Source organism: Undibacterium sp. Ji50W (assembly GCF_049340445.1).
Taxonomy (GTDB): domain Bacteria; phylum Pseudomonadota; class Gammaproteobacteria; order Burkholderiales; family Burkholderiaceae_D; genus Undibacterium.
The window spans coordinates 44625-68528 of the sequence record NZ_JBMPOX010000009.1; the positions used below are offsets into that span (position 1 = coordinate 44625).

Sequence of the window (23904 nt, forward strand, 5' to 3'; positions counted from 1 at the left end):
TGCTAACTTTGTAGCTTGTTGCGACCGGTTCAGACCACCCAGGCACCATTGCTGTACACCACTTCTTCGTCCAGCCGCACGGCTTCAGTAACCGCAAACACGTCCACATGGTGCCTGCCTTCGCCGCGTTTGATATGCGGTTTCGCATAACTGCCATGCTTGGTCCCCAATGACAAATGCACGCCGCACATGCGTTCATAGGTGCCGATATCGCGTACGCTACGGTCTTTGGAAAAGGCACGGTTCATGCCGAAACCCAGTTCTCGAACCCAGACGACATCATCATCTTTACGGATATTCGCCAGCACCAGATCAAATTCAGGCGTGGAATTGAGGGTATCAACGACCTGGCCCTTTTCCACGACGAGGGTAATCGGCTGTGACGGGCGGTTGACGGTAAAGCTGGTATCGCCAAAGGCAAATATCCGCACTTGACCATACACATCTTCCAGCGCGACGGATTCGGTAAACACTTCACCGATAGGGAATTGCCCGCCTATATTTTTCATCTCGCGATAATCACCAACATTCAGTTTGGCTGGTTCAAAGCGGCCGCTGAAGATCAACTCAGCCCCGCCACTATCAACGACGCCAGCACTGGCATTGTCGATTTTTTGTTTGAGCGCGTTACCGGTGTCCCGATAGTAGCTGGCATCGTAGGCCAGCGACTCTATGTAATACAGGGCTTCATCGCCTTCCATACGTGCCAGATGGGGATGTTCGATGACTTTCAAGCCGCGCTTGAATAATTCAACACGCAACCTGTAGGCTTCAAGGCGAAAATTGGTGGACTGCACCAGCACTGCGAGATCAGACGCCTGTAAGGCATTCAAGGTCACCAAAATGAGTTCAGGTGTTTCGACATCAAAATCTATAAAGCGCGCATCGGGCAGGCAAGCGCGATAGGCGCTGGTCAGTGCCACTGCCAAAGGGCAGTGTTTGTCATACACAACCACGGCCTGATGTGTATCCGTATGTTCAAACGCCAGTCGCAGGATGTCGCGCAAATGTTGTTCTGCCAAGGCTACGGCTGTCGCAGGCAATATCTCCATGGCGTTTTCTGTGCTTGTGACTGGATTACTGGTGGAGAGGATCATGATTTTGCCTGTGCCTGCTATCAAGAGAGCAGGCAGCTTATTTGTGTATGAGCGCTTTAGCTGAGGGTGCTATTTTAACTTCTAACACCCGGGTATGGATTTGATTTAGCCCAGTTTTCAAGGCATTATGAGTAATTTTATGAAAATTAAGTGTATATAAATCCACACAAAATTCCTAAATTAGTAGTGTTCAACAATAAATGATCAGCAAATGCCTAGACGGTATATTGCTCATCAAATGATACATTTAGAGGGAGATGAATATGATTGCCAGGCAGTTTTTAAGGTGGGTATTGGGCTTTGTTGTGACCTTTGTTGTGGCCTGTGTTGTCGCATTTTTTAGCCAATCTGCTTACGCGCAAAATGCAGCGGCTGATGCGGAAGTCAAAGCGGCATTTGACGAGGCAAAAAAAGTGATGCGGCAGGGCCCTGCAGAAATCAAAATGATAGACCAGGCTGTATTGAACCTGCCTGCAGGTCAGGTATTCATTCCCATGCCTGAGGCCGGGCGCATCATGCGTGCCATGGGCAATTCTTCCGACCCCAGCTTGCTTGGTGCCATCTTCCCGGAAGAAGGACATTGGATGATCGTCGCACGTTACCAAAAATCAGGCTATATCAAAGATGATGATGCCAGGGACTGGAATGCCGACGATTTGCTGAAAAGTTTGAAGGATGGTACTGAAGAGGGGAATAAGGACCGCCGTCAACGCGGTATCCGGGAATTGGAACTGGTTGGTTGGGCCGAAAAACCCAATTATGAAGCCCCAACGCACAGGCTGGTATGGTCAGCGATCACCAAGGGTAAGCAGGACGGCAACGATAAGCAGGGTGTCAATTACAATACCTATGCACTGGGTCGCGAAGGTTATATCAGCATGAATCTGGTGACAGCCTTGAACGAATTACCGCAACAAAAATCCATAGCAAAAAATTTGCTGGGACAACTTCAGTTTTTAGATGGCAAGCGCTATAGCGACTTTAATTCCAGTACCGATAAAGTGGCTGAATATGGACTGGCAGCGCTGGTTGCCGGTGTCGCAGTGAAGAAATTGGGTTTGCTTGCCATTATTGCTGCTTTTTTCGCCAAGTCCATCAAATTGGTACTGGTTGCAGTGGTAGGCTTGGGTGCCTTGGTAGGTAAGCTGTTTGGACGCAATAAGGCCTGAGTTCCGGCACAGTTTCAACATGCGACAAAAAAGAGGATGAAGTAAGACATGATCAAATTGCTGTTTCTGCTGTTTTCTGGTGCCAAGTTTGCCAAGTTGTTGACTTCGGGGGGCACCATGATTATTTCCATCTTTTTTTACGCCTGGATATTCGGCTGGTGGTATGCAGTGGGATTTGTCTTGCTCATGTTTGTACATGAAATGGGACATTTCATTGCGGCACGCCAGCGTGGGCTGGATGTGGGCTTGCCTACCTTTATCCCATTTCTGGGGGCCTGGGTCGAATTGAAAGACCTGCCGCACGATGCCGAAACCGAGGCCTATATTGGCCTCGGCGGTCCCTTGGCAGGAACGGTCGCATCCCTGCTGTGTTATTTTCTGGCGCGTAATTTCGATAGTGATTTATTGATGGCAGTATCGTATTCAGGCTTCTTTTTGAATTTGTTTAATATGATACCGATGTTACCATTTGATGGCGGGCGTATTGCCGCAGTGCTGACACCACGCATCTGGTTTGTCGGCGTCCCTGTCTTGCTGGCGCTGTTTTTCTACCGTCCCAGCCCTATGCTGATCATCATCGGTTTCATGGCATGGCCGCAATTATGGCGGGCCTGGAAATATGACCCTGAGGCGGAAGAAAACAAGATTTACTACAATATGTCTGCCCAGGTGCGCTTCACCTATGCAGCTTACTACCTGATCTTGCTGGCCTTTCTCGCCGTCATGACGAATGATGTTCATGAGATGGTGCAGGTAGCGCGCCAGGCGAAGGGTATTTAATTTTTTGTGTAGAGCCGCCGTCGGCATCGGACTGACATTGTTGGCCTGATGTCTGCTCGTTGCCACATCCTTCATCTTTTTTAGCGGCGCTGCTTGCTTGCCTTCTGCAATTACCGGGGCGAATTCACATTCATCCTGGGTTCTCCCTCCGTATCTCAGTGGCGACAGTTTGTTGCGTTGATATTGCTTCCACGCCTTCAAGCAAGAAAATAATCATTGTAATGATTAATCAGGAAATCATTCCATTTTTGACTCTATTTCATAGCTGAAGCCAGCAGAAATGCGTTTAGCTGATAAGTTGTATTGCCAGCAGTTTTGCTTGACGCGCCCCACTGATAGCGCTACCATTTTAGCGTCAGTACAGAGAGCATCGGTTGTAATTTTTCCTTGTTGAAAAAAGCTTGGCCGCTGCATTGCGTGTGTCAGTGCAAGAGTTTGCTTTTCCGGTTTGACCGGGCAAATTTCTGGAAGCTTGAGCAAATAACTTGCATGAAAGGCCGATACCGGCGTCATGCTTAGTACGGGCGATTTCCCGGATTTTAATCATTTATGTGGGTGTATTCCATGCAAACTGAACGATCATTACGACCACTTTTCAGTGGCTTATTATTTCTGCTAGCAGGCCTGTCTGTGGGCTTGTGCTCAGATGCTGCAATGGCGGCACAGGCAGTCGCTGCACCTGCCCGCAGTACCTATGACTTCAATCCTGGCTGGAAATTATTTGTTGGTGATGCTTCCGGTGCGGCGAATCCTGCATTTGATGACGCCAGTTGGAAAACGGTCACTCTGCCACATGCCTGGAATGAAGACGACGCCTTCAAAAAGGATATCGTGGACCTGTCCACCGGTATTGCCTGGTATCGCAAGCGCTTCAGTTTGCCGGCGGGTGCCGTGTCCGGCAAGGTGTTTCTCGAATTTGAAGGGGTGCGCCAGGCGGCAGAAGTTTTTGTGAATGGCAAATCGGTTGCCTTGCATGAAAATGGCGTCATGGCCTTTGGCGTGGATATCAGTGAAGTCGTGACTGCGGGTGAAAACACGATTGCCGTGCGCACCGACAATGCCTGGGAATACCGCGAAAAAGCCACCAACCAGCGCTATCAATGGTCCAGCAATAATTTCAATGCGAATTATGGTGGCATCCCCAAGAATATCCGCCTGCATCTGAGCGGTCGTCTGTACCAGACCCTGCCGCTGTATTCCAATCTGGGTACGACGGGCACTTATGTGTATGCGCAAGATTTTGATGTGGCTGGCAAGGCAGCCACGATTACTGCCGAATCCCAGGTCAGGAATGAAACGGCAGCCGCCAGCAGCGTTGTTTATGAAGTCGATATCACTGATCTGGATGGCAAGAAGGTCGCCACATTTGCCAGCCCGGCACAAACCATCGCCGCTGGCCAGACAGCGATAGTGAAAGCCAATGCAAGGGTAGCCAAGCTGAATTTCTGGAGCTGGGGTTATGGTTATTTATACGACGTCAGTACGACCCTGAAAGTGGATGGCCGCGCGGTGGATACCGTCCATACCCGCACCGGGTTTCGCAAGACTGAATTTGCGAATGGCATGATCAAATTGAATGACCGTGTGCTGCAAATGCATGGCTACGCACAACGCACCTCGAATGAATGGCCGGCTGTCGGCATGTCGGTGCCACCCTGGTTAAGCGACTACAGCAACCGGCTGATGGTGGAAAGCAATGGCAACCTGGTGCGCTGGATGCATGTGACACCATGGAAGCAGGATGTGGAATCTGCTGACCGGGTAGGCTTGATACAAGCCATGCCAGCAGGTGATTCTGAAGCCGATGTCGATGGCCGTCGCTGGGAACAAAGGGTATTGCTGATGCGGGATGCCGTCATTTATAACCGCAACAACCCCAGTATCCTGTTCTATGAATCTGGCAACAAGGGTATCAGTGAAGCCCATATGCGCGAGATGAAAGCCATACGTGATCAATATGATCCACATGGCGGACGCGCCGCTGGCAGCCGGGAAATGCTGAATAGCCAGGTATCCGAATACGGTGGTGAAATGCTCTACATTAACAAGAGCGCCAAACTGCCGTTCTGGGCGATGGAATATTCGCGTGATGAAGGCTTGCGCAAATACTGGGATAACTATACTGCGCCGTATCACAAGGATGGCGATGGCCCCCTGCATAAGGGGCAGGATGCCAGTATCTATAACCGCAACCAGGATTCCCACGCCATAGAAGATGTGCAGCGCTGGTATGACTATTGGCGCGAACGTCCGGGTACCGGCAAACGGGTCAGCAGCGGCGGCGTCAACATCGTTTTTTCGGATACCAATACCCATCACCGTGGTGCAGAAAATTATCGCCGCAGTGGCGAGGTGGATGCCATGCGCATACCCAAAGACGGCTTTTATGCGCATCAGGTCATCTGGGATGGCTGGGTGGATGTAGAGCAGCCACGCATACATATTATCGGCCACTGGAATTACACGCCAGCGACGAGCAAACCGGTGACGGTGGTGTCCAGTGCAGATGCAGTGGAGCTGTTCCTGAATGGCAAATCCCTGGGCAAGGGAGAACAGAGTGCGCGCTTCCTGTTCAGCTTCAAGGATGTGAACTGGCAGGCCGGTGAATTGCGTGCTGTCGGCTATGCTGCAGACGGCAAGAAGCTTTGTGAAACAGTGCTGAAAACAGCGGGTGAGCCAGCCGCCTTGCGCCTGAATGTCAAGTCTGCACCAGGCGGCTGGCGCGCAGACGGGGCCGATCTGGCACTGGTAGAAGTCGAAGTCGTTGATGCAAACGGCCAGCGCAATCCTACCGCCTTGAACCTGGTTGATTTCAAACTGGATGGCCCGGCAGAATGGCGTGGCGGTATTGCCCAGGGTGAGAATAATTACATCTTGTCCCCCAGCCTGCCGGTGGAGGGTGGTGTCAATCGCGTCCTGTTGCGCAGCACGACCAAGGCAGGGAAAATACACCTGACAGCCACCGCTGCCGGCTTGAAATCAGCGAGTCTGGACATCAGCTCAAAACCGGTGAAAGTGGATGCTGGTCTGGGCACGCAACTGGCCAGTGCACAATTGCCTTCGTATCTGGGACGGGGCCCGACACCTTCCACGGCTTCATTCAAACCCTCTCGCCTGGCGATAGATATTGCAGCGGTAACAGCGGGCAGCAATGTCGATGCCGCAGCCAAGTCTTATGATGACGATGAAATCACCGCCTGGCATAGCAGCAGCGTACCAGGTGAAGCATGGATAGCGTATGAACTGGCGCGTCCTGCCACCTTGACTGAAGCTGTTTTCAAATTCACAGGCTGGCGTGAGCGCAGTTACCCGATACGCATCAGCGTCGATGGCAAGCTGGTGTATGAAGGATTGACACCCAAGAGCCTGGGTTATGTCACTCTGCCTTTGAAACCTGTGCAGGGACGTGTCGTCAAAGTGGAATTGACAGGCATGGCCTCAGACAGTGACAAGGCATTCGCCATGCAGGAAGTTGCGAACCAGAATAATACGGATACCGGTGCCAAGGTGGTTGCCAAGGCTGCGCTGTCGATTATCGAGGTCGAATTTTATGAGGCGCTACTGAAGTAGCCGCATTTGATAACAATGGCGGATAGCAGTAGTGGACAGTTGCAGCTGATCTGATGGCTCAAGCAGAATCAGATCAGGTGCTGTCCCGCTCTATGATGGAAAACCCGATATCGCGTATCGGGTCGCTGATCACTTTTCCTTCGGCGCGCTGAATAATGAAATCTGCAGCGATGGCACCGATGGCGCTGCCATCAATTCTTACCGTTGTCAGTGCCGGGTTCAGGTCGCATGAAAAACTCAGGTCACCCAGCCCGATCACGGCCAGTTTTTCAGGCACGGCAATACCCATGGCCTGTGCTTCGGTCAAGACACCCAGCGCCAGCATGTCTGAGCTGCAAAATATAGCATCAATGTTGGGATGATCCTGCAGCAGGCTGCGCAAGCCACTGCGCCCGCTACCCAGCGTAGTGGGTGCCGGTACGATACAGGTAGGAACTTCCGGGCTGTCCGCATCCAACATTCCCAGGCTTAGTGCAGTGTCAGAAAACGCCTTGTTGCGGCGTACTGCGCGGTCATCATTGGCGCTGATGGTGGCAACCTTGCGGCGTCCGCGTGCATGGAGAAATTCGGCGACTGCAACGCCGATTTTTTCATGCGAAAAACCAACCAGCATATCGATGGGCGTCGATGTCAGATCCCAGGTTTCGACCACAGGTATGCCGCTGACCTGCAGGCGCCGTTTGGCCAGTGCAGATCGCATGATGCCGGTCAAGACGACGCCATCCGGCCTGCGCCCGATAATCGCTTCCAGCAAGGCATCTTCGCGCGAATTTTCATAGCCGGATTGCCCCAGCATGAGCTGGTATCCGGAAGCGGCCAGGCTGGCTGTCAAAGACTGCACCATCTCCAGAAAAACCGCACCGGTGATGGTGGGGACCACGGCTGCGACCAGCTTGCTCTTGGTGGAAGCCAGGCCACCGGCCAGTAAATTGGGTACATAACCGGTTTTTTCCACGGCATCTCTCACCCTTTGCAGAACGGCAGGTGAGACCAGGTCGGGCGATTTCAATGCGCGTGACGCGGTGATGGGGGCGACGTCGGCGATCCTGGCGACATCGCTCAGCGTCAGGCCCCCGCTTTTGCGGCGGCTGCGAACAGGGCTGGGGCCAGGACTGGTGACTGGTGCTTCAGCAGCAGGCAGGGGAGTAACAGGTTTTTTTTCCATAGCCTGATTTTATCACTGACCTGCTGCCGTGCTTCAAAAAACGGGTTTGTTCACCATCAGGAAATAGACGCCGACCATGGCAATGAAGGCAGGATAACCCAGCCATTCCCAATATCTGGAATAACGCCAGAACATATCGGGCAGGCTGCTGTTATTGGCATCGGCAATTTCCAGCATGGCTTTCATGCGTATTTGCAGCCACACCACGGGCAACCAGCAGGCACCGGCAAACAGATACAGGACAAAAGACCACACGATCCACGGTGTACTTAAAGGCCAGCCTGCCATATGCACCATGGCAAAGCCGGTCAGGGGCTGGATAATCACGGCTGGCGTGGTAAAGCACCAGTCAGCCAATACCACCAGGCGTGCAACCACCACTTGCGCCTTGAATTGTCTGCTGCGATTGGTAAAGAACATATAAAAGGCTGAACCAAAACCAGTACCAACCAACAAAACAGAAGACAGGATATGCAGGGTTTTGAGTAAGAGATAGGTGTTCATTGTGAGTCTCTTTGATGAGCAAATAAAAAAGCGAGCAAGGCCAGGATGGGCAGGTTTTTCAATACCGGTCCAAATGGATGTAAATAATATTCAGGCGAATAGAGCGCGATGACGCAACTGTAGCCGACGATCAGGGCAATTTGCATTAACCACAAAATGCGTCTTGGCCAGAACAGCGTCGCCAGACCCAGGCATAAATCCAGGCTGGACGCTGCCATCAGCATGAACATGGCAGGCGCACCACTAAGACCCAAAGGCTGCAACAAGGCCAGACTGCCTGCAACTGGATATATGCCGAACGACAGCGCAGCGGTGACAAACCAGACCAGCGCCAGGATATAGCGAAACAGTGGCAAACTCCAGCCGGCAATTGCTGTACTGGCCAGCATATTTGCTGGTATACCGGCAAACCAGTTTTCATGCGATTGGGCCGACCTGTGCAGATGCGCTGCAAATGGCTGCGCGTCTGCGACATTGTCTTGCTCCAGCATATTCAAACTGTCTGGTGCCAGCGTCTTTTGCGGCAAGAGTGTCGCCAGGCGCGCAGTCACTCGCATCACAGACATGGGGATGGAGAACATGGTTTGCGCTGGCATACCCATGGCCTGCCGATAAATTTCCAGCATGCGCCGGTAAGACATGGCTTGCGGGCCAACTGCATTCAATACCTGATTCGAACGGTTTTCATTCGCCAGCCAGATATTGATGGCGCTGCACAAGTCGTCCATATGGACAGGTTGCACTTGCTGTTCACCACGGCCAGGCAAACCCAGTACAGGCAAGCTGGCCAGCATGCGGAAGAATTGGCTACTGCCGCCATCCACACCAACCACCAGGGAAGGGCGCAAGACCAGATAAGTCAGGCCGCTATCCATCAACATGCTGTCGGCAGCGCGTTTGCTTCGCATATATCCAGTCATGATTTCTGGGTGCTCTGCTTCTTGTCTGCCACCCAGTGCCGAGATTTGCACAACCGATTTCACGCCACATTTGGCTGCCGCCCTGAACAGGGCTATTGGTGCATCACGATGTACGGCATCAAAGCGCAATTCTGCAGTTTCATTCAGTATGCCCACCGCATTGATAATGACATCGACTTGCCCCAGCTGAAGCAGGCGTGTTTGCCAGATGGCAGTATCGGTATCACGTGCAAAATCGATGGCAATTTCAACGGGGCCAGTACCAGTTTCAGGCTTTGGACGACGCACGCCTTGGCAGACTTCATGTCCTGCCTTTTGCAAGGCCAGTCTGATATGGCGACCGACAAAACCTTGCGCACCGCAGATAAGAATTTTCATGATCTCGTTTTATTTAAATGTGCATTGACCGCTTTTACAAGCCCTGGTGCGTTTTTCGGCCCGTTTGGCAGCAATGCGTATGATGGCATCCCCCAGTATCGCAGATACATGATGGCGATTGCTCGCAAAATGTATATAAACCCAATTGCAGACGGGTTTTAGCAAAGGCAAGTTCATCGCTGCCGTCAGCCAACCCAGGCCTGCCGCCTTGTATGCCAGATGGATGGTTTCCACCCCGGTCACGATGCTGCCATCGGACCTGATACCATGGATGGCACGCATGATTTCGCGGAGTGTCAGGCCATATTTACTGGCATCAAAACCGGGGGCTGATGCATCGATAAAAATCAATCTGTTCAGATGATCGCGTTCACGCAGGTTCGCCATTTCCAGGTTGCAGATGGGGCAGGATGCGTCATACAGCAGGGTTAATGGATAGTCGTTCATAGGGATGTTTTTTGGAGTTTTCGGTGGTTTGATTTTTATTTCTGACGTTTCTGTCATAACAGAAATTTATCTTCAAAAAAAATGCCAAGGCATTTTTTCTTTGTGCTTCGTTTTTACAACTTTTCTACAACTTTCCTACAATTTTTCAACTATCTTGGCGATGCTTACTTCTCATCCCCACGTACAAATTTTTGTACTGCTGCCCCCATCTTCAACAGCTTCATCAGGGTATTCGGTTCCAGTCGCAACATTTCATCTGTCCAGGTGGTAACCGTCTTCATCAGGGCCAGGGTTTCGGCGATGCGTAGTTGCGTTGCCTTGTCTTCCTTATCCAGATCCGGGCTGTCCAGGCATTGTTGCAGGGTCGTGATGGTGGGGTTGAATTCCCTTTCCTTACGCTCACGTACGACGGTGCGAAACAATTCCCAGACATCCAGTGAAGTTTCATAATGCGCCCGGCGGTCACCCATGACATGGGCCAGTTTCACTAACTTCCAGTTTTGCAGCTCTTTCAGCGAATTCGATACATTTGATCTTGCCACCCCCAGCGTGTCAGCAATTTCTTCAGCCTGCATGGGGCAACCCACGATATACAGCAGGGCATGAATCTGGCTGACCGTGCGATTGACACCCCATAAGGTGCCCATTTCGCCCCAGTGCAGGATAAATTTTTGTTTGACGGGTGTAAGTTCCATGAACACAGTGTAGTTAATTCTTTTATTTCAGTCAAGACAGAAATGAAAGAATATTGAAAATGCCTGCTCACAGCGCTTTGGCTGTGCAATACCTTTACGGGGGTGGGGGCACTTCAACGGCGAAGGAGTGCCGTTCGTGTCTGCGCCGGGGTCTTCATTCCAGAACTGATCTGCCACACGCCCGCACAGGCGGGGTGTGGCACGGAGTGTTCAAGTACCTGTTTTCGACTTGCGCGTCAGGAAAACCAGTGCTGCTGCCAGCATGGAAGCAGCTGCCAGTCCATACAGGCCACCCTGGATGGAGCCGGTTCTTTGTTCCAGGAAGCCGAAGGTGGCAGGTGCCACGAATCCACCCAGGTTACCCAGCGAATTGATCAGTGCGATCACTGCAGCGGCAATGCGGCTGTCCAGGTAGGCTTGTGGTATCGGCCAGAAAAGCGATGATGCCGCCTTGAAGCCAATGCCGGCAAAGCAGATCGCGACAAATGCAAACACCGGGCCACCCACGGTGGATGCCAGCATGCCACAGGCAGCGATAGTCAAGGCAATGGCCACCCACATCTGCTGATGCCTGAAGCGCAGGGCCAGTGCGGCAAACATATACATGGCAGCAATCGAAATCAGCCAGGGTATGGAGTTGAACAGGCCAACCTGGAAATCACTGAAGTGCCCCATCTTTTTGATGATGCTGGGTAGCCAGAAAGTGGCACCGTAGATCGTCAACTGGATCGCAAAATAGATGAAGCAGAACAAGGCAATACGGCTGTCGCGCAACAGGCTGAACGAACTGACATGCCCGGGCTTGCTGGCATCGCGCTCTTTTTGTTCGGCAGCGATGACGGTGGTAAGTTCGTTCCGCTCTTCGTCAGTCAGCCATTTGGCGTCACGCGGATGAGAATCCAGGCAAAACCAGACAACGAAGCAGAGTGCGATGGATGCCAGACCCTCAATCATAAACATCCATTGCCAGCCATGGAAACCACCGCCTTCAATCTGCAACAGCGCGCCTGACAGCGGGCCAGACAGTACCGATGCCAGCGCCGAACCACTGAGGAAAATTGCCATTGCCTTGCCGCGTTCACGGTTTGGCAGCCATTGCGTGAAATAGTAGACTGCACCCGGAAAGAAGCCCGCTTCGGCCACCCCAAGCAGGAAGCGCATCACATAGAACGAGGTTTCACCCTGCACAAAAGCCATGCCAGTGGCAACCACGCCCCAACTCGCCATGATGCGCGTCAGCCAGGCTTTAGCACCGAAGCGCTGTTGCAGGATATTGGAAGGCACTTCAAACAGGGCATAAGCCAGGAAAAAGATACCGGCACCAAAGCCAAAAGCGGCGGCACCGATGCCCAGGTCTTTTTCCAGATGGCTGCGCACAAAACCAATGTTGACGCGGTCGATGTAATTGGCGATGAACATCACCACAAACAGTGGCAGGATGCGCCATTTTACTTTGCTGACTGCGCTATCCAGTAAACTGGAAGCGGGCACGGCCATAGTAGCCGTTGTTGATGCTACGGTATGCATACTACTGTCTCCTAGATGTTATTGGGACCTACGCAAAATCCCCCCAGCTGCGTTGCAGCGCCTAACCGTACATTCGTACTGTCTTCGTCGCTACGCCTTGCTGGGACGATTTTGCGTAAGTCCCAAGTGTTTTTTTATCTGACCAGGCAAGGCATTTTATTATTGAATTTCCAGCCCGGAATCAGATATTGCATGGCAACCGCATCGTCACGTGCCCCCAGGCCCATGCCCAGGTAGAGTTGATGTGCCGCTTCTACGGCATCCAGATCAAGCTCTATGCCCAGGCCGGGCTTGTCTGGCACCTGCACCATGCCTCCCTTGATTTGCAAGGGGTTTTTGGTCAGGAACTGTCCGTCCTGCCAGATCCAGTGGGTATCAATTGCCGTGATTTTGCCAGGTGCTGCGGCAGCCACATGGGTGAACATGGCAAGCGAGATATCGAAGTGATTATTCGAATGCGAACCCCAGGTCAGGTCCCATTCATGACACATCTGCGCCACTCGTACCGAGCCTTGCATGGTCCAGAAATGTGGGTCCGCCAGTGGGATATCAACCGACTGCAGGGCAATCGCGTGGCGCATTTCACGCCAGTCCGTGGCGATCATGTTGGTGGCTGTCAGCAAGCCGGTGGCACGGCGAAATTCTGCCATCACCTCACGCCCTGAATAGCCATTCTCTGCACCACAAGGGTCTTCTGCATAGGCCAGCACATCATGCTTGTCGCGGCACAGGCGGATGGCGTCTTTCAGCAGCCAGCCACCGTTCGGGTCCAGTGTGATACGTGCATCAGGAAAGCGTTCGGCCAGTGCCGTCACTGCTTCCATTTCTGCTTCGCCACGGAACACGCCGCCTTTCAATTTGAAATCGTTGAAGCCGTAACGCTGATAGGTGGCCTCGGCCAGACGCACGATGGCTTCTGGCGTCAGGGCTGCCTGGTGGCGCAGGCGTGCCCAGTCGTCTTCGGCATCAACAGGTGTGGTTGCATAGGGCAGGTCGGTGACTTTACTGTCGCCGATATAGAACAGATAGCCCAGCATCTCGACCGCGGTGCGCTGCTGCCCTTCACCCAGCAAGGCCGCAACCGGCACACCGAGAAACTGGCCCATCAGATCAAGCAAGGCTGCCTCCAGCGCCGTGACGGCATGCACCGCAATGCGCAGGTCAAAAGTCTGCAAGCCACGACCGCCAGCATCGCGGTCGGCAAAGGCGGTGCGTGCCTGGTTCAGGATGGCATTGTACTGGCCTACGGGTTTGCCGATCAGCAGGCCGCGCGCATCTTCCAGCGTTTGTCGTATCTTTTCACCGCCCGGCACCTCGCCGACGCCGGTGTGGCCAGCACTGTCGGTCAGAATCACAATATTGCGGGTGAAATAAGGGCCGTGCGCACCACTCAGATTGAGCAACATGCTGTCACGGCCAGCAACCGGCACGACGCGCATATCAACGATGCGGGGAGTATCACCATAAGCGAGGGGAGAATGTTCAATTGACATCATGGGTTCCTGTTACCTGAAAAAGATCGCCAAATAATTAGTAGGACTTACGCAAAACCGCCCCAGCTGCGTTGCAGCTCCTCTCCTAGGAGCCGCGTACTAAAGTACTGTCTTCGTCGCTGACGGTGTAGTTGGGGTTTCTGACAACATGTTGTCTGCCAACGAAACGAACATCCCCTGCAAGGGATGTTCCCTAAAAGCGATAGCCTTGCTGGGACAATTTTGCGTAAGTCCTAATTAGGCTGTTATTTCCAATGGTAGCGCTGTCATTTTGAAATATCAATCATTATTTTGTTAAAAATTGAGCGCATGAAGATGTGGGAGAGAAGTCGCAGTGTCACGCCAGCCTCTTCGGGTATGCCGTCTTGGCTTGCAGCCCATCAATCACACATTCAAGGCTGATTTATTCCATCAATACTTGTCAATCAGTTCAGAAAGATGTCGCGTTTTGTGATTAAATCAGATTGTTTTTTTACCTATGCAAATACGATATTGCTTACCGGAGTAGCGACTCATGTCAATCCAAGAAACCACACCAGGCGTGTATATCACTGAAACGGGCAGTTTTGCCGGCAACGTGGTGCAGGCTGCCACCGGCATTCCTTTATTTATTGGCTACACACAGACGGCAAGTGCGAATGGGGAAAATGTCGTGGGGCAGGCGATTCCGATTACCTCGTTGGAAGATTATCAGCGCATCTTTGGTGGGGCGGCACAGGTGGACTATGATTATGTCAGTCAGTCCCAGGCTGTTCCGCCTTATGTAGCGAATGCGGCAACGCCAGCCTTCTTGTTGTATCCGGGCTTGCAGATGTTTTTCAGCAATGGCGGCGGTGACTGCTACATCCTTTCCCTGGGCACCTATGCAGAGGTGGTCAGCAATGGCGGTGTCTTTTCAAAAGATGCGTATACCACTGCGCTGGCCGGGCTGCGTGTGCTGCGTGACTTTTCCGGACCGGATACCTTGGTCTTGCCGGATGCTGTGAGCCTGACGCTGGATGACTGGGTGAGCGTTTCGCAGACCGCCTTGAGAGTATGCAATGAAGCCCAGAATATGGTGTATATCCTGGATGTACTGAACGGTTATTTACCCTCTGACGGCAGTAGCAAAGACCCGATCACGGGTAGTACCGGCAATGGCGGGTTGTATAAAATTGCAGGCCTGGGTGAAGACTTTAACCAGTATGGTGTCAGTTACTATCCCTGGCTCAACACCAATGTGGTGAGTGTCAGTGCAATTGACTATACCTGGATATCGGCTGCCAGCTTGCCGCAATTCAGCGCTGACCTGACTGCCGAAGCGCAGGTGCTGTTTGCCGGCCAGCCTGCAGATAAATTGCAGACATACCTGACTACCCTGGTTAATGTCTTGTCACAGGCAGCTGACCCGGCTACGGTCAGGCAGCGTCATCAGGGCTTGCAGGTGGCGTCACCTTTGTACCGGCAAACCATGCAAAACCTGGCGAGCAGTGTCAACCTGTTGCCGCCTTCATCTGCCATGGCGGGTGTGTATACCCGTAATGATGATACCAGTGGCGTATTTCACGCGCCGGCGAATACATCCATCATCAATGCTGTGTCACCTGCTGTCATGCTGGATGATAAACAACAAGAGGCAATCAACCAGCCGCAGAATGGTCTGGCAGTGAATGCGATTCGTGTTTTCCCGAATTACGGCATGCTGGTCTGGGGCGCACGTACCATGGCTGGCAATAGTGATGACTGGCGTTATATCAATACCAGACGTACTGCCAATATGCTGAACAAATCCATCAAAAGTGCATTGCAATCCTATGCGTTCCAGGCAAATGACGGTCAGACCTGGTCTACAGTGACCGCCAGCCTCAACAGTTTCCTGACTGCGCAATGGAAGGCGGGTTGCCTGGTGGGCGACTCTCCAGGAGACGCGTTCAGCGTCAATGTCGGTATGAACAGCAGCATGACAGCTGAGGACATAGTGCGAGGCATCATGCGTGTGTCAGTGATGGTGGCCCTGATCATGCCGGCTGAATTTATCGTGTTGAATTATGAGCAGAATATGCAGGCGTCCTGATCATCAGCCCAAGGGCTGATGATGGATTTTGGATGATCGCTGATTAGCTCATGCAGGGGGGGCTAATCGTAACCGAAGGGCGCTGCACCCTTGCTCAGGTTACGTGGTGCCGGTGGTGCCTTGGGGATAAAATTAAACTGGAACTTGATATTGCTGGGCCCGTCGCTGGCCACTTGCACGGTTTGCGTCATGGGCTCGCCCAGCATATTCGGTGCCCAGGCCTTGACTTCATATTTGCCCGCCGGCAAATTGTTGATGACAGCACTGCCTGACGCATCCGTCTTGGCGAAATACGGGGTATCGACGACATAGATAAAACCACGCATCCAGTCGTGGAAATGACAAACCAGCGCCACTTCCCCGGTTTTGTCGAAAAGAATCGGGGCAGGTTCTTCTTTTTTGCTATTTACGCGCAACTCGAAGGTTTTTGCTGGCGAAAATGATTTCAGGTGATGCTCGTGATTATCCTTGTTAGGGAAGCGTATCAGGCTACCGTTGCGTACCACCGTCAGGTAAGGGCTGAATGCATAGTTTTCTTGCGCCACGATGCTAGTGTCGCCAGCTTTTTTGGCAGGCATGGGAGTGTCCAGTGGTGTCGCAAACAGGACCGCATTGGCGACCGATTGTGCATTCTTGTCGGTCAGGTACCCCACCAGCAGGCCGGCATGGGCAGTCAGGGAATAACTGAGCAATCCCAGGGCAGATAACAACAGGCAGAACTTGCTGCGGGAAGGGGGTGCGGTCTGTGCTTGCATCAATGTCTCCTGATTTTCTTGTGAAAAAACAAAACAATAGCGAAACCATTATGCTTGAACTTGGCTCTGCGGGGAAGCTTGCGCCGGTTCAATATGCCCACTTACAACAAGGCTATAGTCGGCTAGCAAGGCAATTTGCGCTAGACTTGCGGGATATCTATGGAGAATTGCATGAGTATTACAGTTGACGACCTGAAAGCCGCATTGGCAAAAGTGATAGACCCGAACACGAATAAAGACCTGATTGCGAGCAAATCTGCAAAAAATATCAAGATTGAAGGCGCCGATGTCAGCCTCGATGTCGAACTGGGCTACCCAGCCAAAAGCCAGTTTGAATTGATACGTGCTGTCGTTGTCGCAGCCCTTGCCGCATTGCCTGGCGTGGGCAAGGTCACAGTCAATGTGACTTCAAAAATCGTCGCCCATTCCGTGCAGCGCGGTATCAAGCTGATGCCCAATGTGAAGAATATTATTGCCATTGCCTCTGGCAAGGGAGGGGTAGGTAAATCAACAACCGCTGTCAACCTGGCCCTGGCCCTGGCTGCTGAAGGTGCGGCGGTGGGTATTCTGGACGCGGATATTTATGGTCCTTCGCAGCCGATGATGATGGGCATTTCTGGCCGTCCTGAAACGATCGATGGCAAAACCATGGAGCCGCTGGAAAATCATGGCTTGCAGGTATCGTCCATCGGTTTCATGATAGACCCGGACGAACCCATGGTCTGGCGTGGCCCCATCGTCACCCAGGCCCTGCAGCAATTGCTGGAACAAACCAACTGGCGCGACCTGGATTATCTGATCGTCGATATGCCGCCAGGCACAGGTGATGTGCAATTAACCCTGTCGCAAAAAGTGCCAGTGACCGGCGCTGTCATTGTCACCACGCCGCAAGACATCGCCTTGCTGGATGCGCGCAAGGGTTTGAAGATGTTTGAAAAAGTTGGCATCCCTATTTTGGGCATAGTCGAAAACATGAGCATCCATATCTGCTCGAATTGCGGTCATGCCGAACATATCTTTGGTGAAGGTGGTGGTCAGAAAATGTGTGCTGACTTTGGCGTCGATTTTCTTGGTGGACTGCCTTTGACCATGGCCATACGTCAGCAGGCCGATTCCGGCAGGCCGACCGTGGTGGCTGATCCTGAAGGACAAATTGCCGGCATCTATAAAGACATCGCCCGCAAGCTGGCCATCAAGGTGGCTGAAAAAGCCAAAGACATGACCAGCAAGTTCCCCAGCATCACCATCCAGAATACCTGAGGTAGCAGTGGGTATGGATCAGCAGACTGATTATGCTTACATGCAGCAGGCGCTGGCGCTGGCTGGCCGCGCCACCATAGAAACTTCACCCAACCCCAAGGTGGGTTGTGTGATCGTGCGCGATGGCCAGGTGTTGGGGCAGGGCTGGACCCAGCCCGTTGGGCAGGCGCATGCAGAAGTGCAGGCCTTGCGTGATGCCGCCGCAAACGGCCACGATGTGCGTGGCGCCACCGCCTATGTCACGCTGGAACCATGCAGCCATTTTGGCCGCACGCCACCTTGTGCAAATGGCTTGCGCGATGCCGGTATCACACGCGTGGTGGCAGCCATGCAGGATGCCAATCCGCAAGTGGCGGGGCGCGGTTTAAGGGTCTTGCGTGAAGCCGGGGTAGCAGTGGAATGCGACCTGTTTCCTGACATCGCCCTGCAGGCACGCGAATTGAATATAGGCTTTTTCCAGCGTATGGAAAGCGGACGACCCTGGGTCAGGGTGAAAGTCGCCGGCAGCCTGGATGGCATCACCGCCCTGCCGAATGGCCAAAGCCAATGGATCACCGGGCCGGCAGCAAGACAGGACGGTCATCACTGGCGGGCGCGGGCAGATGCAATCCTGACCGGCATAGGCACCGTACTGGCGGATGATCCTCTACTGAATGTGCGTGGCATAGCGATGCCACGCCAGCCACAGAAAATCATCGTCGATTCGCAATTACGCATCTCGCCGCAAGCCAGGGTATTGCAAGGTGGTGCGCTGGTGGTGTGCGCTGTGGTCCATGCAGAAAAGCAGGATCAACTGGAACAGGTGGGGGTAGAGGTAATCTGCTTGCCAGGTTCGAACCAGCAAGTCGATTTGCCCGCCCTGATGCAAGAACTGGGACGCAGGCAAATCAATGAACTGCATGTTGAGGCGGGCGCAAAATTGAATGGTGCCTTGATGCAGCAAAGCTGTGTCAATGAATTATTGCTGTATCTGGCCCCCAAGCTTTTGGGCCATGGTGCAGGCTTGTTTTCCCTGCCGGAATTGACGCATGTTGACCAGGCAAAAATGCTGCGATTTCATGCAGTAAGCCAGGTAGGGGATGATCTGCGGGTGCTGGCCAGGTTCAAGTAAATCTGAATAAGCAAACGGAAAAGAAAAAAGGATCGTTGAATAATCAACGATCGTTTTTAACTGGTCGGAGTACAAGGATTCGAACCTTGGACCCCCTGCTCCCAAAGCAGGTGCGCTACCGGGCTGCGCTACACTCCGAAAAACTGGTCTGTCATTTTTTATTTCAGGTGATTCAACTTGATACAGCCAGGATCTGAATCTACTGAAACGAATCTACGGAAATAAAAGGGATCGTCTGTGACGATCCCTAGAATCTGGTCGGAGTACAAGGATTCGAACCTTGGACCCCCTGCTCCCAAAGCAGGTGCGCTACCGGGCTGCGCTACACTCCGAAGACCGCAATATTACCGCTTCAGAGACTTGCTGTCAACTCGTTTGCCAGTGTGGCTCTCTATGACAGGCATTCGGCAGGCATTCATAATGATTTTTTACTTTCAAAATAGCGTTGCTCGCCAGTAAGCGGGTCATCAAAACAGATGGACTTGGCCAGTAACTGCAAAGGCGCAGAAAAATCATCCGCCTTGCAGGGCAGGGCGACGGGATAGAAAGCATCGTTCAGTACGGGCGCGCCCAGGCTGCTCATATGCAGGCGCAATTGATGTTTTCTACCGGTCACAGGTTGCAATTGGTAAAGGCTATGTTCGCCGCGCCTTTCCCTGATGGCGATCAGGGTTTCAGAATTGGGCATGCCTTCTGCTTCATGCATGACGAAAAACTTTTCGGCTTCTTCCATCCGGCTGCAATGACGCATCGGGAACGACAATTCAGGTAAATGGGCAGCAATGGCATGGTAAGTCTTGGCCATGCTTTTGCTTTGGAACAAAGATTGATACCGGCCACGTGTTGCCGGATTATGTGAAAACAGCATCACGCCTGCTGTTTCCCGGTCCAGCCTGTGCATGGGGCTCAGATCCATCAGCCCGGTGGTTTTCTTCAACCTGACCAGCAGGGTTTCCTGTAAAAAACGTCCGGATGGAATCACGGGCAAGAAATGCGGCTTGTCCACCACCAGCAAATGCGCATCCTGGAACAGGATGTCTTCATAAAAAGGGATGTGGGTTTCATGTTCCAGCTCGCGGTAATAAAAAATACACATGCCGCGTTTGACGCTACTGTCTGCATGCAAGACAGTGCCGTGCTGATCGACGATTTCGTGTTTTGCCAGACGCGCTTCCCAGATGCTGACAGCAATATCAGGAAAATAATCTTGTAAAAAACGGAAGACATTGTCCCAATGGCCTTCAGGTATCCAGATATAGCTGGGGGCGATGCCATCGCGTACGGGAAGTGGGGCTTGCATGGGGGATGATGTACTCTTAAGCTGACAACTGACTGATTTTCAGCGCCATACTACCACGCAGCAAGCCTGTCATTGCCACCGTGAGGCTGGTCAGGCCAGGGCAAATGTTGAAAGCTATCCGTCCACGATGTTAAAACGGTAAAATGCTGGTTTTAACCATTAAAGCGTCTTGCCTGCCGGTGTTCAATTGGCGGTGGGATGCATGCTTGTGATCTCATGACTGTACGCACCCGTTTTGCTCCCAGCCCTACCGGCTATCTTCATGTTGGCGGTGCCCGCACTGCCTTGTTCAGTTGGGCTTTTGCCCGTCACTTTGGCGGCACCTTTGTGTTGCGTATTGAAGATACCGATCTTGAACGCTCCACCCCGGAAGCCGTGCAGGCGATTCTGGATGGCATGAACTGGCTGGGCCTGCAGCATGATGAAGGCCCGTTCTACCAGATGAAGCGTATGGATCGCTATAGCGAAGTGCTGGCCGACATGCTGGTGAAGGGTACTGCTTATCACTGCTATTCCTCGCCAGAAGAGGTAGAAGCCATGCGTGAACGTCAGCGTGCCGCCGGCGACAAGCCGCGCTATGACGGCACTTGGCGTCCTGAAGCAGGCAAAACCCTGCCAGCGATACCGGCTGACCGCAAACCCGTTATCCGCTTTAAAAACCCGCTGGATGGTGAAGTCAGCTGGACGGATGTCGTCAAAGGACAAATCACCATCGCCAATCGTGAGCTGGATGATCTGGTCATTGCCCGTCCAGATGGCACGCCTACGTATAACTTCTGCGTCGCTGTGGATGACTGGGATATGCAAATCACCCACGTTATTCGTGGTGATGACCATGTCAATAACACACCGCGTCAGATCAATATCCTGCATGCGCTAGGCGCGACCCTGCCACATTACGGCCATGTACCGATGATTTTGGGGACTGATGGACAAAAACTGTCGAAGCGCCGTGATGCGGTCAGCGTCATGGATTATCTTGATAAAGGTTATCTGCCAGAAGCCATGCTGAATTACCTGGCCCGTCTGGGCTGGAGCCATGGCGACGATGAAATCTTTTCCATGGAACAGATGTGCAGCTGGTTTGATTTACATCATTTGTCCGGTTCTGCCGCCCAGTTCAACCCTGAAAAACTTGCCTGGGTAAATAACCATTACATCAAGGCTGCCGACAATCAGCGCCTGGCAGATTTGATCAAGCCACAAATGCTGAAAGACGGGGCGCAATTTGATGGCGCACCGGCACTGGACGCTGTCATCGCGCTATTGAAAGAGCGTGCCAATACCACACTGGAGCTGGGTCAGGCTGCCATGCTGTTTTATCGCCAGCCAGCCGCTGATCCGGCGTTGCTGACCCAGCATGTAACGGACGCGGTATTGCCAGCCTTGCGTCAGTATGCCGAACTGTGCAAAACCGTGGAATGGAATAAGGCCGCCCTGTCAGCCGCCATGAAGCAAACCCTGGCTGACTTTTCGCTGAAGATGCCACAACTGGCCATGCCTTTGCGTCTGTTGCTGACGGGGCAATTGCAAACCCCATCCATCGATGCCGTGATAGAGCTGTTTGGCCGTGAAGTTGTTTTGCAGCGTTTAAGCCTTATTGCAGTTTAGTAAGGGCTAGGGCTTTACATCTTATGCAGCTTCCCCTATAATCTCGTTTCTGTTCTGCAGCGTCGGGGGTATAGCTCAGCTGGGAGAGCGCTTGCATGGCATGCAAGAGGTCAGCGGTTCGATCCCGCTTACCTCCACCAAAAGATGCACAGCAGCAGAACATAACTTGTTGTCCCCATCGTCTAGAGGCCTAGGACATCACCCTTTCACGGTGAGTACAGGGGTTCGAATCCCCTTGGGGACGCCAATCAACTTCACTGAGTTCATTGTGGGCAACAGGTTAAGGTCAGTACGGACAGAATATGTCCCCATCGTCTAGAGGCCTAGGACATCACCCTTTCACGGTGAGTACAGGGGTTCGAATCCCCTTGGGGACGCCAGTAAGCTCTTTTGAAGAGAATAAAAAGCCTTGAGAAATCAAGGCTTTTTTGTTTTTGCGGTATGCTTTTCTCTTCAGCTTATTTCGATAATATATGTCGACAATAAGCGTTCAGCACGGTGTGCCAGCGAGGAGGAGGGCAGAAATGAATAAAATTAAAAACCCCCAGGTCGCAAAAGTATTCAACAACTACCCACCGCACATACGGCAAAAGCTGATGTGCCTGCGTCAATTGGTTTTGGAGACCGCATCGGAATGTAAATTGGCTGACACGCTGGAAGAAACCCTGAAATGGGGTGAGCCGAGTTACCTCGCGAAGACTGGCAGCACTGTCAGAATGGATTGGAAGAGTTCGGCACCGGACCAATACGCCATGTATTTTCATTGCCAGACGAGGCTGCTTGATACATTCAAAGAGCTTTACAGCGATAAACTAAAGTTCGAAGGTAATAGAGCCATTATTTTTCATCAGGACGATGAAATCCCGGTTGATGAAGTGAAACACTGTATTCTTTTGTCTCTGACTTATCACGACAGAAAACATCTCCCCATGCTGGGTGTATGAGCAAAACATAGATAGTTATTTTGCCTGGATTGATTTCTGTCGTGTCGTCTATTGTGGGTTTAATGCACACCTATTTTTTCACATAAATCCTGTCAAACTCACCGCCATCATCAAAGTGTTTTTTCTGTGCCTGTTTCCAGCCACCGAATACCTCATCCACGGTAAACAGGCTCACCGGCTTGAAAGAAGCAGCGTATTTTTTCGCTGCGATTTCCGAGCGTGGGCGCAGGTAGTGTTTGGCGATCAGGTCCTGGCCAGCTTCGGTGTACAGGAACTGCAAATAACCGGTAGCAATTTTGCGTGTACCCAGTTTGTCAGCCACTTTGTCCACCACGGCAACCGGCGATTCTGCCAGGATGGAAATCTTGGGGTACACGACTTCAAAGTTGTCACCAAATTCCTGTCGCGCCAGTTGCACCTCATTTTCAAACGTCACCAATACATCACCGATTTCACGCTGGGTAAAGGTAGTGGTGGCACCACGTCCGCCACCATCAAGCACCGGCACATTCTTGAATACATTTTCTACCAGTTGTCGGGCTTGTGCTTCGGTGCCGCCATTTTTAATTACGGATCCCCATGCTGCCAGATAGCTGTAGCGGCCATTGCCGGATGTCTTGGGGTTGGGGATGATGACTTTCAGGCCGGGTTTGCCAAGATCATCCCAGTTGGCGATGTGCTTGGGGTTGCCCTTGCGTGTCAGGAACACCATGGTGGAGTAAAAAGGCGCGGCATTATTTGGGAATAGTTTGGCCCAGTCTTGCGGAAGCAAGCCCTTGTCTGCCAGGATATCAATATCATTTGCCTGATTCATGGTAACGACTGAAGCTTCCAGCCCATCGATGACAGAGCGGGCCTGTTTGCTGGAACCGCCGTGTGACTGATTGACGCTGACGGTTTCGCCGGTTTTCTTTTTCCAGTCGGCGACAAAGGCCGGATTGACATCCTTGAACAATTCCCTGGTGACGTCATACGACGCGTTCAGGATGCTATTGGCTGCCTGTGCCGAGGTATAGGCGGCAAACAGGCCGATACCGGCAATCAGCAGCACAACGCTGATGCTTTTGCGGCGCAGACTCTGCCGTTTTTCGATGAGTTGCTGGATGCGTTTAATTCTTGTCATGG

Annotated in this window: 20 protein-coding genes and 5 tRNA genes; 11 read left to right on the forward strand and 14 right to left on the reverse strand. The window is 52.4% G+C overall.

What is annotated here, in order from left to right; genetic code table 11:
• Window positions 1-29: 29 nt before the first annotated feature.
• Window positions 30-1097, reverse strand: a complete 1068-nt coding sequence (locus tag ACO0K9_RS14515) for a hypothetical protein (RefSeq protein WP_422986080.1) — start codon at window positions 1095-1097, stop codon at window positions 30-32.
• Between the two features lie 263 nt (window positions 1098-1360).
• On the opposite strand from ACO0K9_RS14515, the gene ACO0K9_RS14520 reads away from it, so the two are divergent.
• Together ACO0K9_RS14520 and ACO0K9_RS14525 are read left to right on the forward strand one after the other, a co-directional pair.
• Window positions 1361-2266, forward strand: a complete 906-nt coding sequence (locus ACO0K9_RS14520) for a DUF2167 domain-containing protein (protein WP_422986082.1) — start codon at window positions 1361-1363, stop codon at window positions 2264-2266.
• A gap of 48 nt (window positions 2267-2314) precedes the next feature.
• Window positions 2315-3046, forward strand: coding sequence for a site-2 protease family protein (locus ACO0K9_RS14525; protein WP_422986084.1), 732 nt, complete (start codon window positions 2315-2317; stop codon window positions 3044-3046).
• Between the two features lie 237 nt (window positions 3047-3283).
• Here the strand turns inward: ACO0K9_RS14525 and ACO0K9_RS14530 are convergent, their stop codons facing one another.
• Window positions 3284-3559 (reverse strand): hypothetical protein, encoded by a 276-nt coding sequence (locus tag ACO0K9_RS14530; protein WP_422986086.1) that lies wholly within the window; start codon window positions 3557-3559, stop codon window positions 3284-3286.
• Window positions 3560-3700: 141 nt separating this feature from the next.
• Between ACO0K9_RS14530 and ACO0K9_RS14535 the strand changes: the two genes are divergently transcribed.
• Window positions 3701-6616 (forward strand): DUF4982 domain-containing protein, encoded by a 2916-nt coding sequence (locus ACO0K9_RS14535; RefSeq protein ID WP_422986088.1) that lies wholly within the window; start codon window positions 3701-3703, stop codon window positions 6614-6616.
• A 73-nt stretch (window positions 6617-6689) separates the two neighbouring features.
• Here ACO0K9_RS14535 and ACO0K9_RS14540 read toward each other — a convergent pair whose 3' ends face one another.
• The 7 genes from ACO0K9_RS14540 to gudD all read right to left on the reverse strand — a co-directional run bounded on the left by ACO0K9_RS14540 (window position 6690) and on the right by gudD (window position 13745).
• Window positions 6690-7781, reverse strand: coding sequence for a LacI family DNA-binding transcriptional regulator (locus tag ACO0K9_RS14540; protein ID WP_422986090.1), 1092 nt, complete (start codon window positions 7779-7781; stop codon window positions 6690-6692).
• A 33-nt stretch (window positions 7782-7814) separates the two neighbouring features.
• On the reverse strand, window positions 7815-8285 hold the full coding sequence (locus ACO0K9_RS14545; protein WP_422986092.1) for a DUF2269 family protein: 471 nt from the start codon (window positions 8283-8285) through the stop codon (window positions 7815-7817).
• Window positions 8282-9583 carry an SDR family oxidoreductase gene (locus ACO0K9_RS14550; protein WP_422986094.1) on the reverse strand — a complete coding sequence of 434 codons (1302 nt, stop codon included), beginning with the start codon at window positions 9581-9583 and terminating at the stop codon, window positions 8282-8284. The genes ACO0K9_RS14545 and ACO0K9_RS14550 overlap by 4 nt, the downstream gene beginning before the upstream one ends.
• A gap of 9 nt (window positions 9584-9592) precedes the next feature.
• Entirely contained in the window at window positions 9593-10087 is a 495-nt protein-coding gene (locus tag ACO0K9_RS14555) for a thiol-disulfide oxidoreductase DCC family protein (RefSeq protein WP_422986096.1), read from the reverse strand.
• A gap of 107 nt (window positions 10088-10194) precedes the next feature.
• Entirely contained in the window at window positions 10195-10725 is a 531-nt protein-coding gene (locus ACO0K9_RS14560; RefSeq protein ID WP_422986098.1) for a GbsR/MarR family transcriptional regulator, read from the reverse strand.
• Between the two features lie 210 nt (window positions 10726-10935).
• The gene (locus ACO0K9_RS14565; protein WP_422986100.1) at window positions 10936-12252 is read right to left on the reverse strand and encodes an MFS transporter; all 1317 of its coding nucleotides are present in this window, start codon (window positions 12250-12252) and stop codon (window positions 10936-10938) included.
• A gap of 134 nt (window positions 12253-12386) precedes the next feature.
• Window positions 12387-13745, reverse strand: coding sequence for a glucarate dehydratase (gudD, locus tag ACO0K9_RS14570; RefSeq protein ID WP_422986102.1), 1359 nt, complete (start codon window positions 13743-13745; stop codon window positions 12387-12389).
• Window positions 13746-14259: 514 nt separating this feature from the next.
• Between gudD and ACO0K9_RS14575 the strand changes: the two genes are divergently transcribed.
• A complete protein-coding gene (locus ACO0K9_RS14575) occupies window positions 14260-15798 on the forward strand; it encodes a phage tail sheath C-terminal domain-containing protein (protein ID WP_422986104.1) in 1539 nt (512 codons plus the stop codon).
• Window positions 15799-15860: 62 nt separating this feature from the next.
• On the opposite strand, the gene ACO0K9_RS14580 is transcribed toward ACO0K9_RS14575, so the two are convergent.
• Window positions 15861-16553, reverse strand: coding sequence for a methylamine utilization protein (locus ACO0K9_RS14580; RefSeq protein WP_422986106.1), 693 nt, complete (start codon window positions 16551-16553; stop codon window positions 15861-15863).
• A gap of 171 nt (window positions 16554-16724) precedes the next feature.
• Between ACO0K9_RS14580 and apbC the strand changes: the two genes are divergently transcribed.
• Entirely contained in the window at window positions 16725-17813 is a 1089-nt protein-coding gene (gene apbC, locus ACO0K9_RS14585; protein WP_422986108.1) for an iron-sulfur cluster carrier protein ApbC, read from the forward strand.
• Between the two features lie 13 nt (window positions 17814-17826).
• A complete protein-coding gene (ribD, locus tag ACO0K9_RS14590; protein ID WP_422986110.1) occupies window positions 17827-18924 on the forward strand; it encodes a bifunctional diaminohydroxyphosphoribosylaminopyrimidine deaminase/5-amino-6-(5-phosphoribosylamino)uracil reductase RibD in 1098 nt (365 codons plus the stop codon).
• A gap of 61 nt (window positions 18925-18985) precedes the next feature.
• Here ribD and ACO0K9_RS14595 read toward each other — a convergent pair.
• From ACO0K9_RS14595 to ACO0K9_RS14605, 3 genes are all read right to left on the reverse strand, one after another.
• Window positions 18986-19062 (reverse strand) — tRNA-Pro (locus tag ACO0K9_RS14595).
• Between the two features lie 117 nt (window positions 19063-19179).
• Window positions 19180-19256: transfer RNA gene (locus tag ACO0K9_RS14600), tRNA-Pro, on the reverse strand.
• 83 nt (window positions 19257-19339) lie between these two features.
• Entirely contained in the window at window positions 19340-20224 is an 885-nt protein-coding gene (locus ACO0K9_RS14605) for a pseudouridine synthase (protein WP_422986112.1), read from the reverse strand.
• Between the two features lie 216 nt (window positions 20225-20440).
• Here ACO0K9_RS14605 and gltX point away from each other — a divergent pair, with 216 nt between their 5' ends.
• From gltX to ACO0K9_RS14630, 5 genes are all read left to right on the forward strand, one after another.
• A complete protein-coding gene (gene gltX / locus ACO0K9_RS14610) occupies window positions 20441-21835 on the forward strand; it encodes a glutamate--tRNA ligase (RefSeq protein ID WP_422986114.1) in 1395 nt (464 codons plus the stop codon).
• Between the two features lie 64 nt (window positions 21836-21899).
• Window positions 21900-21975, forward strand: a tRNA-Ala gene (locus ACO0K9_RS14615).
• 31 nt (window positions 21976-22006) lie between these two features.
• Window positions 22007-22082 (forward strand) — tRNA-Glu (locus ACO0K9_RS14620).
• 57 nt (window positions 22083-22139) lie between these two features.
• Window positions 22140-22215 (forward strand) — tRNA-Glu (locus tag ACO0K9_RS14625).
• 144 nt (window positions 22216-22359) lie between these two features.
• Window positions 22360-22779 carry a DUF1801 domain-containing protein gene (locus tag ACO0K9_RS14630; RefSeq protein ID WP_422986116.1) on the forward strand — a complete coding sequence of 140 codons (420 nt, stop codon included), beginning with the start codon at window positions 22360-22362 and terminating at the stop codon, window positions 22777-22779.
• A gap of 70 nt (window positions 22780-22849) precedes the next feature.
• Here the strand turns inward: ACO0K9_RS14630 and ACO0K9_RS14635 are convergent, their stop codons facing one another.
• Window positions 22850-23902, reverse strand: a complete 1053-nt coding sequence (locus ACO0K9_RS14635; RefSeq protein ID WP_422986118.1) for a sulfate ABC transporter substrate-binding protein — start codon at window positions 23900-23902, stop codon at window positions 22850-22852.
• Window positions 23903-23904 lie beyond the last annotated feature (2 nt).

Bases quoted from the DNA above. Each gene is read 5' to 3' on its own strand.
- ACO0K9_RS14630 (WP_422986116.1), top strand. From the start codon at position 22,360: ATGAATAAAATTAAAAACCCCCAGGTCGCAAAAGTATTCAACAACTAC.
- ACO0K9_RS14605 (WP_422986112.1), bottom strand. From the start codon at position 20,224: ATGCAAGCCCCACTTCCCGTACGCGATGGCATCGCCCCCAGCTATATC.
- ACO0K9_RS14540 (WP_422986090.1), bottom strand. From the start codon at position 7,781: ATGGAAAAAAAACCTGTTACTCCCCTGCCTGCTGCTGAAGCACCAGTC.
- ACO0K9_RS14545 (WP_422986092.1), bottom strand. From the start codon at position 8,285: ATGAACACCTATCTCTTACTCAAAACCCTGCATATCCTGTCTTCTGTT.
- ACO0K9_RS14515 (WP_422986080.1), bottom strand. From the start codon at position 1,097: ATGATCCTCTCCACCAGTAATCCAGTCACAAGCACAGAAAACGCCATG.
- ACO0K9_RS14565 (WP_422986100.1), bottom strand. From the start codon at position 12,252: ATGCATACCGTAGCATCAACAACGGCTACTATGGCCGTGCCCGCTTCC.
- gltX (WP_422986114.1), top strand. From the start codon at position 20,441: ATGACTGTACGCACCCGTTTTGCTCCCAGCCCTACCGGCTATCTTCAT.
- ACO0K9_RS14535 (WP_422986088.1), top strand. From the start codon at position 3,701: ATGGCGGCACAGGCAGTCGCTGCACCTGCCCGCAGTACCTATGACTTC.
- apbC (WP_422986108.1), top strand. From the start codon at position 16,725: ATGAGTATTACAGTTGACGACCTGAAAGCCGCATTGGCAAAAGTGATA.
- ACO0K9_RS14580 (WP_422986106.1), bottom strand. From the start codon at position 16,553: ATGCAAGCACAGACCGCACCCCCTTCCCGCAGCAAGTTCTGCCTGTTG.
- ACO0K9_RS14560 (WP_422986098.1), bottom strand. From the start codon at position 10,725: ATGGAACTTACACCCGTCAAACAAAAATTTATCCTGCACTGGGGCGAA.
- ACO0K9_RS14575 (WP_422986104.1), top strand. From the start codon at position 14,260: ATGTCAATCCAAGAAACCACACCAGGCGTGTATATCACTGAAACGGGC.
- gudD (WP_422986102.1), bottom strand. From the start codon at position 13,745: ATGTCAATTGAACATTCTCCCCTCGCTTATGGTGATACTCCCCGCATC.
- ACO0K9_RS14555 (WP_422986096.1), bottom strand. From the start codon at position 10,087: ATGACAGAAACGTCAGAAATAAAAATCAAACCACCGAAAACTCCAAAA.
- ACO0K9_RS14520 (WP_422986082.1), top strand. From the start codon at position 1,361: ATGATTGCCAGGCAGTTTTTAAGGTGGGTATTGGGCTTTGTTGTGACC.
- ACO0K9_RS14525 (WP_422986084.1), top strand. From the start codon at position 2,315: ATGATCAAATTGCTGTTTCTGCTGTTTTCTGGTGCCAAGTTTGCCAAG.
- ACO0K9_RS14550 (WP_422986094.1), bottom strand. From the start codon at position 9,583: ATGAAAATTCTTATCTGCGGTGCGCAAGGTTTTGTCGGTCGCCATATC.
- ACO0K9_RS14635 (WP_422986118.1), bottom strand. From the start codon at position 23,902: ATGACAAGAATTAAACGCATCCAGCAACTCATCGAAAAACGGCAGAGT.
- ACO0K9_RS14530 (WP_422986086.1), bottom strand. From the start codon at position 3,559: ATGACGCCGGTATCGGCCTTTCATGCAAGTTATTTGCTCAAGCTTCCA.
- ribD (WP_422986110.1), top strand. From the start codon at position 17,827: ATGGATCAGCAGACTGATTATGCTTACATGCAGCAGGCGCTGGCGCTG.